This window comes from Crocosphaera sp. (assembly GCF_030064895.1).
Taxonomy (GTDB): domain Bacteria; phylum Cyanobacteriota; class Cyanobacteriia; order Cyanobacteriales; family Microcystaceae; genus Crocosphaera.
In genome coordinates, this window is the sequence record NZ_JASJEB010000137.1 from 1 (window position 1) to 12,656 (window position 12,656).

At 40.4% G+C, this 12,656-nt stretch carries 8 protein-coding genes; 6 read left to right on the top strand and 2 right to left on the bottom strand.

Going from position 1 to position 12,656, the window contains the following annotated elements; translation table 11 throughout:
* Positions 1–163 precede the first annotated feature (163 nt).
* Together QNJ66_RS24180 and QNJ66_RS24185 are read right to left on the bottom strand one after the other, a co-directional pair.
* Complete coding sequence (locus QNJ66_RS24180) at positions 164–1,144, bottom strand: ABC transporter ATP-binding protein (RefSeq protein ID WP_300511205.1); 981 nt, start codon at positions 1,142–1,144, stop codon at positions 164–166.
* Between the two features lie 263 nt (positions 1,145–1,407).
* Positions 1,408–1,896: a DUF4168 domain-containing protein gene (locus QNJ66_RS24185; protein WP_300511206.1), complete on the bottom strand. Its 489-nt coding sequence runs from the start codon at positions 1,894–1,896 to the stop codon at positions 1,408–1,410.
* Between the two features lie 593 nt (positions 1,897–2,489).
* On the opposite strand from QNJ66_RS24185, the gene glgB reads away from it, so the two are divergent.
* From glgB to QNJ66_RS24215, 6 genes are all read left to right on the top strand, one after another.
* Positions 2,490–4,445, top strand: a complete 1,956-nt coding sequence (gene glgB / locus QNJ66_RS24190; protein ID WP_300511208.1) for a 1,4-alpha-glucan branching protein GlgB — start codon at positions 2,490–2,492, stop codon at positions 4,443–4,445.
* A gap of 267 nt (positions 4,446–4,712) precedes the next feature.
* Positions 4,713–5,417, top strand: coding sequence for a response regulator transcription factor (locus tag QNJ66_RS24195; RefSeq protein WP_300511209.1), 705 nt, complete (start codon positions 4,713–4,715; stop codon positions 5,415–5,417).
* A gap of 279 nt (positions 5,418–5,696) precedes the next feature.
* Positions 5,697–6,308, top strand: a complete 612-nt coding sequence (locus QNJ66_RS24200; protein WP_300511210.1) for a hypothetical protein — start codon at positions 5,697–5,699, stop codon at positions 6,306–6,308.
* Positions 6,309–6,679: 371 nt separating this feature from the next.
* Positions 6,680–8,773 carry an elongation factor G gene (gene fusA / locus QNJ66_RS24205; RefSeq protein WP_300511211.1) on the top strand — a complete coding sequence of 698 codons (2,094 nt, stop codon included), beginning with the start codon at positions 6,680–6,682 and terminating at the stop codon, positions 8,771–8,773.
* Positions 8,774–9,257: 484 nt separating this feature from the next.
* Positions 9,258–10,445 (top strand): RNA-guided endonuclease TnpB family protein, encoded by a 1,188-nt coding sequence (locus QNJ66_RS24210; protein ID WP_300511212.1) that lies wholly within the window; start codon positions 9,258–9,260, stop codon positions 10,443–10,445.
* A 56-nt stretch (positions 10,446–10,501) separates the two neighbouring features.
* Entirely contained in the window at positions 10,502–12,070 is a 1,569-nt protein-coding gene (locus QNJ66_RS24215; RefSeq protein WP_300511213.1) for a glycogen/starch synthase, read from the top strand.
* Positions 12,071–12,656 lie beyond the last annotated feature (586 nt).

Below are 12,656 nucleotides of genomic sequence, written 5' to 3' on the forward strand. Positions count from 1 at the left end.
TATTCCTTATTATATAAGGCTTTCAGGCTTGTTCTCAATTCTCTCATGAATAATGCAGGCTAAGTTGTCTCGTTGAACAAGGAATCTCTAGTAGTGATACGGAGAGAATCCCCCACTATATTGCGTAGCTTAGCGGAGCAATTAGTGGTGGGAGTATGTCAATCTATTGACTAGATGTAATTCCTCTTTCTCTGAGTTGTTGGACAAAATATTCTTCCAGAGAAGCGCGGGCGCGGTTTAAACTAAGTAGTTGAGCGTCTATAGTTGAGAGAAATTCGATAAAATCATGGGGATTTCCTGTTAATTGTCCATGCCAGGTATGTTCTATCTCTTTTATTCCTGATACCCAAGGTTCAAGAGCTTCCTTCGTACCACCCTGAACGATAACCTGATAAACATCGGAACGGCCTAAAATTTCTTCGAGAGATCCCACACATAAAAGATCCCCTCTCGCTAAAATAGCAATGCGATCGCAGATTTTTTCGATATCCGTTAAGACGTGGGAGTTAAAGAAAATGGTTTTGCCCTGTTCTTTGAGAGATAAGACAATTTCTCTAACTTGATAGCGTCCCAAGGGGTCGAGTCCTGACATGGGTTCATCGAAAAACACCACTTCGGGGTCATTAATTAATGCTTGGGCCATACCAACCCGTTGTAACATTCCCTTAGAATACCGTCTTAATTGTTTCTTTTTGGCAGTTTTTTGAGCCAAACCTACTAAATCGATTAATTCGGCAATGCGTCTTTTTTGAACTGATTTGGGAATTTGGAATAAACCTGCGACGAATTCCAGAAACTCCCAAGCCGTTAAATAATCATAATAATAAGCATTTTCGGGTAAATAGCCTATTTTTTGTTTTACAGAGAGATTCCCTACAGGATACCCTAATAAAACGGCGCGGCCTGTAGTGGGACGGACAATACCCAGTAACATTTTTAAGAGAGTTGTTTTTCCTGCCCCATTGGGGCCAAGTAACCCGAAAGTTTCTCCTTTATAAACACTAAATGAGCAATCATTCAGCGATCGCAATTTTTGATTCATCCAAAAGCCAGTACGATACACTTTACTTAAATTCCATGTTTGTACCACTGGCATTAATTCGTTTTTAGTATCTTGTGATTTGATTTCGGTAGCGGAATTCATTACTTTAACGATGGTAATTTGTTATCTATCCAGAACGACTCTACTTATATTTTTCCCTATTTTTTGAGTAAATTTAACTCACAACAAAATTTTTTTTGCTTTGATAACTATTAAGGGGGCTGAGGGGTAGAAATGATAAGTAGTGTGATTAGGAGGAAGATTCAGCTTGACACATGATTTTCTCTTCCCCCTCTTCCCTATCTTTTCCCTCTCCCCCATATCTATCTCAACAGATAATGAAAATTAACAGAGAGGAATATCTATTAACGAGATAAGATTTCAATGACTTGTTTTTTTAGATCAGAATCATCCTCAACAATTTTGGCAATTTCATTGAAACGTGGGATTTTTAAACCTGCTTCTTCAACAGCAACCCGTTTTTTCTGGCGATCTTGTTCATGAAGATTTCTCACAGCTTCCAAAGCTTTGTTAAACTGGTCTTGTTTTTCCTCAGAAAGATTCCTGTCACTTTCTTCCTTGTTACCAATTTCCATAAACTCTTCAGGAGACATTCCATTGGATTGAACCGCTTCGATCATTTTGGAGCGAGTTTCCTCATCGATCGCCTGTAAATCGACGATCGCTTTAGCAAATTTTTCTAACTCTGGCTGTGAGATGGCTTGAGTTATGAGTTTTGGGGTAGAAAATTGAGCTATCGTCTCTGTTGCTTGAGTAGAAGCGGAAAACACACCTAAACCACTCACACAGATTACTGTACCAAGACATCCTTTCAATAATAATTGTTTAAGCATTTTGTTATTTTCAGAATAGATTACATTTAGCCATCAGTCTCAATAGATGATTAATCTACAGTCAATGGTTCCTAGCATCTTATACCAGTTTCCTAAAATTAAGCCACACATTCTTCGTAGGGGTCAACGGCCGTTGACCCCTACAAAATTAATTTTCTTATTTGAGAAAACGCTCTAATTTTTTTTAGACCTGCTCATCATTGCGTTTCGTAGTACAATACCAGATAGCGGTAAAGCGCAATAGATATTAAGGGGATTGGCTTCCCTTACCTCAGATCGTCGGGACAAATATCGCCCTAGAAATTGTAAAAGTGACGCGACTGGTAGATTAGGTTTAGCGGTGACGCACAGCCAAAAAATCAAATAGATTTTAGTCGGCGCGCCCGTGAACGCGCTTATAAACAGCCCAGTAATGGCGGTCTGACGGGGGTATATGCCTAGTTAAGAGTCTATATGGGATCCCTCGCCCCTCTCGCGACGGGAGGTTCAAATCGCTTAATTTGTCTCACACACCCTTTCTGTTGGCAAAAATGAATAAGTATGGGAACAATGGTTAAATATAAAATAAAAATAATACTGTCACCAACTAGCCGATGAACGACAACGCAACCGCTAAGAACCCCTTTCTAGAAGAATTTGACTATTATTTATTTGGTCAAGGGGATCACCACCGCATTTATGAGAAGATGGGGGCTCACCTTGTTGAGGTCGATGGAGTTTCTGGGGTATATTTTGCCACTTGGGCCCCAAATGCTCACGAAGTCGCCGTAGTGGGAAATTTCAATAACTGGAACCCTGAAGCCAATAAAATGCAGAGAACCGAAGTGGGAATCTGGGAATTATTTATTCCTGGCATGAAAGTGGGGGATCTCTATAAATATTCTGTCAAAAATCATCATCACTATTGTGTCTACAAAACCGATCCCTATGGATATCAGCAAGAAATCCGCCCAGCAACAGCTTCCGTTGTAGCGGATCTTTCCACCTATACCTGGAAGGATCAAGAATGGATAGACAAACGGGAACGCAGCAATCCCGAAAAGCAACCAATGTCCGTCTATGAAGTCCATTTAGGATCTTGGTTACACACCAGTATTGATAACCCTCCCAAAGAAGGAACCAGTTTGGGTGTAGAACAAAAACCAGGGGCCCGTTACCTGAACTATCTTGAACTCGCAGAACAACTGATCCCTTACGTCAAAGACATGGGCTACACTCATATTGAGTTACTCCCTGTAACCGAATATCCCTTTGACGGATCTTGGGGCTATCAGGTGGTTGGTTTTTATGCCCCCACTTCTCGTTACGGTCCTCCTCAAGATTTTATGTATTTTGTGGATAAATGTCATCAAGAGGGTATTGGAGTGCTTTTGGACTGGGTTCCTGGCCATTTTCCCAAGGATGAACACGGGTTAGCTTATTTTGATGGAGGCCCGTTATACGAATATGAAGATTCTCGCAAGGGAGAAATCAAGACTTGGGGAACTTTGGTTTTTGACTATGGACGCAATGAAGTAAGAAACTTCCTCATTGCCAGTGCTTTATTCTGGTTCGATAAATATCATATTGATGGTATTCGGGTGGATGCTGTGGCCTATATGATCGAATTAGATAAAGGTCGAGAAGGGGACTGGGTTCCTAACCAGTATGGAGATAATGGTCATTTAGAAGCTATTAGTTTCTTACAACATTTGAATAATACCATTGCCCATAATTATCCTGGAGTGGTAACCATTGCTGAAGACTCCACCGCTTGGGGAAACGTCTCCAGACCTGCCAGCGAAGGAGGACTCGGGTTCACCTTTAAATGGAATATGGGTTGGATGAATGACACTCTCAAATATCTTAAAGAACATCCTAACCATCGTTCCAACTGTCATAATAAACTGACCTTTAGTATCTGGTACGCTTTTGATGAGAAGTTCATGTTAGCCTTATCCCATGATGAGGTTGTTCACCTCAAGGGACACTTGGTTAATAAAATGCCTGGGGATGAATGGCAAAAAATGGCCAATGTTCGTACCTTGTTAACTTATATGTTTGCTCATCCAGGCAAGAAAACCTTATTTATGGGCATGGAGTTCGGTCAAACTTCTGAATGGCAAGAATTCCTTGATCTTGATTGGTATTTGTTGCAATACGAACCTCATAAAGGGTTAAAACGGTTGGTACAGGACCTCAATAAAATGTATATCCGAGAACCGGCTTTATACATGGAAGACTTTAGTTATGAAGGGTTTGAATGGATCGAGGCTAATGATGCACCCAGAGGATTAATTTCTTTTGCCCGTAAAGATCCTGCTTCGGGAGATGTTATTGTTGCTGTCTGCAACTTTAAACCTTATGTCTATGAATATTATTGGGTTGGGTTACATTATCCAGGAGAGTACGTGGAATTAATTAACTCCGACTCCCAAGTTTATTGGGGTAGTGGTGTGTCTAATCCTAGCGTTATTCATACTCGTGAATGGCATGATGCACCTTGGCCCTATGCCCTAGAAATTACGGTTCCTCCTTTGGGGGCGGTACTTTATAAGCTTAAACGCTAAAAATTCTCTTAATTGATTTCGAGAGGCATTATAACTTAATGCCTCTTTTTTTAGAGCCTAAGTTTTATTAAAAATATTATCATTACGTCCTATAATTAGTTTAAGAAAAGACAGAGCAACAGTTCTTTTGATAATGAACAATGGATAGGTTCTATCATTTGTCTGTAGGGTAGGCAAAGCTAATAATTATTTTTAACGATGATTCTGTCTTAAAATTTTGCCCATTTTGTGTGTAAAATTGATGTGAATAATTAACTTAAAAACTATATGAAAATTTTAATTGTTGAAGACGAGATGGAAATCGCCAAAATCATCCAAACCACCTTAGAAAGAGAATCTTTTGATTGTTTAGTCGCTTATGATGGTTTAACCGCTTTAGATTTATTCCAAAAACAAGAACCGGAGCTGATTATTTTGGACTTAATGTTACCTAAATTAGATGGGTTAGAAGTCTGTACCCGCATCCGTCAGAAAGTAACAGCAAAAGACCCTTATATTTTAATGTTAACGGCAAAAGGAGAAGAAATAGATCGGGTAATTGGCCTATCAACAGGTGCTGATGATTACTTAGTTAAACCTTTTAGTCCCATAGAATTAGTTGCTAGAGTTCGCGCCTTATTAAGACGTAGTTTAAGACATGGTGGGACGCAAAATAATGTTTATGAAACTCCTCATTTTTTGGTAGATTTAGATAAACATTCGGCACTAAAAAAGTCAGGAAATAATACGCAGGATCACCTAGAGTTAACTACCTTAGAATTTAACTTATTATCGACATTTATGAGCTATCCAGGAAGGGTTTGGAGTCGAACTCAACTGATTGATAAATTATGGGGAAATGACTTTTTTGGAGATGAAAGAGTTGTGGATACTCATGTCAGAAGGTTACGGAAGAAAATTGAACCAAATACAGCTAATCCAACCTTTATTAAAACTGTTGTAGGAGTTGGCTATAAATTTGAAGATGAGTAATAAATTAATGTTAAAATATGAAAAGAATATTACTAAATCAGATGGAGAATTAAAACTAGAAATTACCTTTAATTTACTTAACAATAAAAACAATATAGATTATAAATTCTTAATCACAGAAACAACTTTCGTCCTGGCTTAATATTTTCCTAGGGGCTGAATATTATCCAACCCCTACTTAATTCTCCAATAAAAGCACCGATTTTTCCCACAAATGTTAAGATATCTCACAGATTCCTAAAACCATTCTTTTATCTTTTCGTTTTATTTAGTCATACAATGTTAAAATCCAATCTTTTCAGCCTTAGTTTACCTAGTATGATTGCTATCTCTTGTCTTCTAGGTTTCAGTTCATCAGAGTCTGTATCTGCTCAAATTTTAGCCCAGGAAACCCCCTCAGAAGCCACAGAAGTCCCTGGAGATGACCCTTCCGACCCCAGTAACCTGCGTCCTCTGACTCAAGCAGATAGTCTTTTGAGTTTGCAGGGAGGGGAAAAATTAATGAATGACGCTAGTGAAGCGATCAATGAGGAAAATTATGATTTAGCTGTAACAAAGCTACAACAAGCTCGTAAAGTCTTTAACCAATTATCTAACTTTTATCTCCAACTCGCCAATAGCTTCTCGGGTATCGACACCGATGTTTACGACTCCCAAAGAGATAGCGCGCTGAAAACAGGGCAAATGAGAGACGCAGCTACTTATCAGTTAGCCTTAGTCCATCGGGCTAAAGATCAACCAGAATTAGCCGTGCCTTTGCTGGTTCAGATCATCCGTTCTCAAAACCCAACCACAGATTTAGGAAAGAAATCTTATCAACAATTGTATGAATTAGGTTTTGTGGATGTTCCCTTTGCTGATGAGGCCCAAGCAACCTCATCTAACCCTTAAACCCTGTAGGAGTGTGGGAAGACTAGAAACAATATTAATATTTTGTTTGCTTCCCTATCTCCCCTATCACCCAGTCTCCCCATGACGACATATCCAAGTATCAAGAGATAATTTTGAGAACCTAGACAGTATTGCCTCCTCAACTGGTGGTAATTGATGCAAAAAAACTTTACACTAAGATCACAGTTGGTAATGAAGAAGGCGAAAATAGACTTGTCTAGAATTGCGTGAGATAGCCAAAACCTCAAAATCTATATTTGGAGTGGTTTAGCATACCTTAATCAAGCTATCAAAGGCAACGCCAACTCCTCTTTGGGTTTACCCTTTCACTCGATGCTAACCGTTAATCACACCTAACGCTAAAAAGAAATATGAAAAAAGACCTTACCCTCTATAGAAACATCGGCATCTTTGCTCACGTAGATGCTGGAAAAACCACCACAACCGAACGTATTCTCAAATTAACAGGGAAAATCCATAAAATCGGTGAAGTACACGAAGGTGCAGCTACCACCGACTTCATGGAACAAGAACAAGAAAGAGGTATTACTATCCAGTCTGCTGCTACCAGTTGCTTCTGGAAAGACCATCAACTAAACATTATTGATACCCCTGGTCACGTTGACTTCACCATCGAGGTATATCGTTCCCTAAAAGTTCTTGACGGTGGAATTGGGGTCTTTTGTGGTTCAGGTGGGGTAGAACCTCAATCTGAAACCAACTGGCGTTATGCTAACGATTCTAAGGTAGCTCGTATCATCTACGTCAATAAGTTAGATAGAACTGGAGCAGACTTTTTCAGCGTTGTTAAGCAGGTTGACGAAATTTTGGCTGCTAAACCCCTAGTCATGGTACTGCCCATCGGGATCGAAAATGACTTTAAGGGTGTGGTTGATCTACTCACAGAAAAAGCCTGGGTTTGGGATGATTCCGGTGAACCGATGAACTACACCATCGAAGAGGTTCCCGAAGATATGAAGGAGCAAGTCGCCGAATATCGGGAGGCCATGATTGAACTGGCCGTGGAACAAGACGACACAGTGATGGAAAAATATCTCGAAGGAGAAGAGTTAACCATCGATGAGATTAAAGCTTGTATCCGCAAAGGAACCCGTGAATTAGCATTTTTCCCCACCTATTGCGGTTCTTCTTTCAAAAATAAAGGAGTACAATTAGTCCTTGATGCAGTAATTGACTACCTTCCCAACCCCAAAGAGGTTCCCCCTCAACCAGAAATGGATGAAGAAGGTAATCAAATTGAAGGGGCGTTTGCTTATGTTGACCCAGAAAAACCCTTACGGGCCTTAGCCTTCAAGATCATGGACGATCGCTTTGGGGCCTTGACTTTCACCCGTATCTATTCTGGAACTGTCTCCAAAGGGGATACAGTGCTTAATAATGCCACTGGTAAAAAAGAACGGATCTCTCGTTTGGTGGAAATGCACGCTGACTCCCGTGAAGAAATCGAAATGGCCCAAGCAGGAGATATTGTGGCTATTGTGGGTATGAAAACGGTGCAAACAGGACACACCCTTTGTGACCCCAACGCCCCTGCTACCCTAGAACCTATGGTGTTCCCCGATCCAGTGATTTCTGTTTCTGTGACACCTAAGAAGAAAGGGGACAACGAAAAAATGTCCATGGCCCTCAGCAAAATGGTGCAAGAAGATCCTTCTTTCTACATGGAAACAGACCAAGAAAGCGGTGAAACCATTATCAAAGGTATGGGAGAATTACACTTAGATATTAAGGTGGATATTCTCAAACGGACTCATGGGGTAGAAGTTGAAGTAGGTAAACCCCAAGTTGCTTATCGGGAGTCTATTACCAAAACCATCGACGACAGTTACACCCACAAGAAACAGTCTGGTGGTTCTGGTCAATTTGGTAAAATTGATTATATTATCGAACCTGGAGAACCTGGTAGTGGCTTCCAGTTCGAGTCTAAGGTCACTGGAGGGAACGTCCCCAGAGAATTTTGGCCTGCTGTTCAAAAAGGCTTTCAAAACAGCATTGACAGGGGCGTTTTAGCTGGTTATCCTTGTGTTGACCTCAAAGTTACTTTAACTGATGGTGCTTTCCACCCTGTTGACTCTTCTGCCATCGCTTTTGAAATCGCGGCTAAAGCAGGATATCGTCAATCTATTCCCAAAGCAGGTCCCCAGATATTAGAACCGATCATGAATGTGGATGTGTTCACCCCTGAAGATTATATGGGGGATGTGATTGGGGATATTAACCGTCGTCGTGGTATGATTAAGTCCCAAAATTCTACCCCAATGGGCGCACGTATTAAGGCGGATGTTCCTTTGAGTGAGATGTTTGGTTACATCGGTGACTTACGGACTATGACATCAGGACGTGGTCAATTTTCTATGGAATTCTCTCATTATGCCCCTTGTCCTAATAATGTGGCAGAAGAGGTCATTAAAGAGGCTAAAGAACGTCAGGCCGCCCTTGCTTAAGTTTTTCCGTTGACATTTATTTAAACCCCGTTGTTAACGACAGGGTTTTATCCCTTTCCTGATCGATATTGTTTCGATCAGGATTTTTTTTGTTGCAGTTCCCATACTTGTGAGGAGGCAGGAGGCAGGGGGCAGGAGGCAGGAGGCAGGAGGTTTTTCAAAAGGGGGTATCTTTGTTTTGATCTGTTTCCTGTTCCCTGTTCCCCGTTCCCTAATACTTAGACTTAATTCTCAAAACTGATAACTGATTGCTATATATATTAAAACTCTAGAAAAGCCGTCCTAAAACGACCAGGCTTTCAATTTTAGTCTTATGCTCTAATTTTTAACTTTATAGAACAGGTGACATGGTATGATGAGCGAGAATTCAAATTTTTATCGAAAAATTGGGTTTAAAACCTCCCCCTTTTAGGGGGACTTGATTTAGCGGTTGACATCACCTAACTCGTTTTTTTAACATAGTATTGTAAGTTTGGTAAGGATAATGTTAAAAGCCTATAAATATCGTGTATATCCGACGGAAGCCCAGAAAGACTTGTTAATTAGGTCTTTCGGGTGCGCTCGTTGGTTTTACAACTATGCTCTTAACCTTACGAATCAAACCTATCAAGATACTGGTAAGGGGTTAAGTCGCAATGACATAATTAATCTTTTACCTAGCCTTAAAAAAGAGTACGAGTGGTTAACTGAGCCACCATCACAAACTTTGCAGCAAGTAGCTTTAGATTTGTCCAGTGCATTTCTTAACTTTTTTGAGGGACGAACTAAATACCCTAATTTCAAGAAAAAGCATAGAAAACAGTCAATTAGATTCCCTCAAGGAGTAAAGTTAGACGGTGAATATGTGACATTACCTAAACTAAAAAAAGTTTACTGTAAGGTATCTAGACCACCTCAAGGTACGTTGAAGTCTGTAACGGTTTCTATGACCCCTTCTGGTCAATTTTACGTCTCTTGCTTGTACGATGATGAAACAGAAAAGCCTAAGCCTAACTCTCAAGGAAAAGCGGTTGGTATTGATTGTGGTTTAACTCATTTTGCTATAACCAGTGATGGCACTAAGCATGGTAACCCCAAATACTACCGTAAGTATGAGGAAAAATTAGCCAGTAAACAAAAACAACTTAGCCGTAAGCAAAAAGGTTCTAGTAACCGTAATAAAGCTAGGGTTAAAGTTGCTCAGGTTCATGAAAAGATAGCTCGATGTCGTGAGGATTTTCTACACAAGCTAAGTCGTAGTTTAGTTGACGAAAACCAAGTCATAGTAGTAGAGAATCTGGCAGTTAGAAACATGGTTAAAAACCAGAAACTAGCCAAGTCGATTAGTGAAGCTGGTTGGGGAATGTTTTGTACCATGCTTAAATATAAAGCAGAGTGGGAAGGGAAAGCCTACATTGAAGTAGACAGGTTCTTCCCCAGTTCTAAGACCTGTAATGTCTGTCTAAATCAAGTTGATAGTTTACCCTTAGATATTAGGTTTTGGGACTGTCCTAAGTGCTTAACTAAAAACATTGACCGTGACATAAACGCTGCTAAAAACATTAAAGATGAAGGACTACGACTTTTGGCGGGAGGGCATCTCGCTACTGCTTCTGGAGTTCGAGTAAGACCTAGTAAAGGCACTGCTTTTGCAAGGCATCGTTCTGTGAAGGAAGAATCCACTCGCCTTTAGGCAGTGGAGTTGTCAAACTCTATCGAATATTCATCTCAAAGACTTCTAAAATCAATATGTTGAACATTTGCTTTGTCTCCACGGAAGTTGCCCCCTATTCTAAAACAGGTGGTTTAGGTGATGTAACTGAAGGTTTACCCGAAGAATTGGCAAAAATGGGTCATACGGTTTGTACTGTTGCCCCCCGCTTTGACCAATATAAAGATGCTTGGGATACGGAAATTCTTGAACAAGTTACGTATGGCAAACAAGCGACGAACGTTCGCTATTTCCACTCCTATAAAAAGGGCGTAGATCGTATTTGGGTTGATCATCACGTCTACCTATCCAAGACACCTTTAGTCAACAAAAAGTTATACGGACCTAAAGCTGCTGTTGATTACATCGATAACTCAGAACGCTTCGCTATGCTTGCTCAAGCTGCTCTGGCAGTGCCTTTACTGGTTCCCTTAGGTCCCGATGGGGTCAAGGGAACGATGGGTGAAAATACTATCTTCGTCTGCAACGATTGGCATACAGCCCTTCTTCCTTTGTATTTGAAGGAATATTACCAGGCTCATGGGACTTTCTTGAAGGCGAAAACTGTCTTGTTACTGCATAATATTGCTTTCCAAGGACGTTTCCCTATGTCTAAGTTTGAAGCATTAAACTTGCCAGAAAAGTATTTGCCGGACTTATCGTTTAATACACAATTTGCTCCTCCACCTTTGGACGAAAAGACAACTAAGCCGATCACTGCCCCCGAACCTATGCAGATGCTTAACTGGCTCAAGGCTGGCTTTTTACACTGTGATCAGGCTTTGACGGTTTCCCCTAACTTTGCTAAAGAGGTTACTTCTGATCCTGCGGGTGGGGTTGAACTGGATGATGTTGCTAAGTCTGTGGGCTTAATTGGTATTACTAACGGAACTAAGGCTGAAAGTTGGAACCCGAAAAAAGATAAGTACATACCGGCTAACTATGATGCCGAAACAATGGATAGTGGGAAAAAATTATGTAAGGCCGCTTTACAAGAAGAGTGCGGTTTGGAAGTAGATCCGGATATTCCTCTGTTGGGTTTTATTGGCCGTTTGGAAAACCAAAAAGGGCCCGATGTGATTATGGCAGCTATGCCTGAGTTGGCAAAACTCAACTGTCAAGTGGTTATTCTGGGTACTGGCGCGCCTAAATTGGAAGAAAAATTGGAAGCTCTTGAGGATACTTACCCGTTTGCTAAAGGGGTGGCTAAGTTTGACCCTGAGTTAGCCCGTTTGATCACGGCCGGGGCTGATTATTGTTTGATGCCTTCTCGTTTTGAACCCTGCGGTTTGAACCAGTTGTACGCGATGATGTATGGTACTATTCCTGTGGTCGCTCCTGTTGGTGGTTTGGTTGACACTGTACTGCCTCAATTTGGCTTTTTAATGGAGAAAATTCCTCTACCAGATAAGCCTGGAGTGCCGGTTTCAGAGGCAATGCTGCAAGAAGGGGTGAAGGCCATGATTGTGGGTATCAAGAAGGCTTTGCAAGAGTATGGTACCCCTAAGTTTGAAAAAATGCGTATCGCTTGCATGGCTAACGACGTATCTTGGCAGCAGCCGGCAGCTAAATATGTTGATGTCTTTGAAGCTTTGATGGCTTCGTAGCTTACAGTTACATCCTCCCACGCTGATTGCTAGTGCAGTACAGCGTGGGCTTCCCAACTCAAATTGAGGATAAATTTCAATAAATTACATTATGTGGAGAATTATAAATTTCTCGAGTGCATTATGGACATTTACGCAATAATGTTTGTTGTCATTTAACAAAAATTAATTTTTAAAGGTTGTGGCCATTAAAATCAATAGCCCCAATAATGGGGAGAATTTGAAGCTCGAAAATACGATAAAAATAGAACTATTACGAATATTGTTTAGGAGATGGCGTTGCTAATGGTTTTGATGGTTGGGGAGTAGCACAAATGACAGATGCTGCCACTTTTTACTATGATGAGCGTTGTTTGCAGTAGCCAACTCTAATCTTGAGGTACAGTAGCTTGATTATATAAAAGTCTTACCATGAAACTACAAGACATTTTCAACGATAATTTAGTCATCACCCTAGCCTGCATTATTCATGAAGAAAAAACAAAACCTAAAAAATAAGAAATTGGCATCAAAAATTATTTTTTATGAAATGGATTTTTTAAAAATCGTGAATTCGGCTAATTCAATCACTAAAAACTAGCGAAAA

What these genes read in the sequence shown, in the direction of transcription:
- QNJ66_RS24180 (WP_300511205.1), bottom strand. Translation starts at nt 1,144, where the DNA reads ATGAATTCCGCTACCGAAATCAAATCACAAGATACTAAAAACGAATTA.
- QNJ66_RS24185 (WP_300511206.1), bottom strand. Translation starts at nt 1,896, where the DNA reads ATGCTTAAACAATTATTATTGAAAGGATGTCTTGGTACAGTAATCTGT.
- glgB (WP_300511208.1), top strand. Translation starts at nt 2,490, where the DNA reads ATGAACGACAACGCAACCGCTAAGAACCCCTTTCTAGAAGAATTTGAC.
- QNJ66_RS24195 (WP_300511209.1), top strand. Translation starts at nt 4,713, where the DNA reads ATGAAAATTTTAATTGTTGAAGACGAGATGGAAATCGCCAAAATCATC.
- QNJ66_RS24200 (WP_300511210.1), top strand. Translation starts at nt 5,697, where the DNA reads ATGTTAAAATCCAATCTTTTCAGCCTTAGTTTACCTAGTATGATTGCT.
- fusA (WP_300511211.1), top strand. Translation starts at nt 6,680, where the DNA reads ATGAAAAAAGACCTTACCCTCTATAGAAACATCGGCATCTTTGCTCAC.
- QNJ66_RS24210 (WP_300511212.1), top strand. Translation starts at nt 9,258, where the DNA reads ATGTTAAAAGCCTATAAATATCGTGTATATCCGACGGAAGCCCAGAAA.
- QNJ66_RS24215 (WP_300511213.1), top strand. Translation starts at nt 10,502, where the DNA reads ATGTTGAACATTTGCTTTGTCTCCACGGAAGTTGCCCCCTATTCTAAA.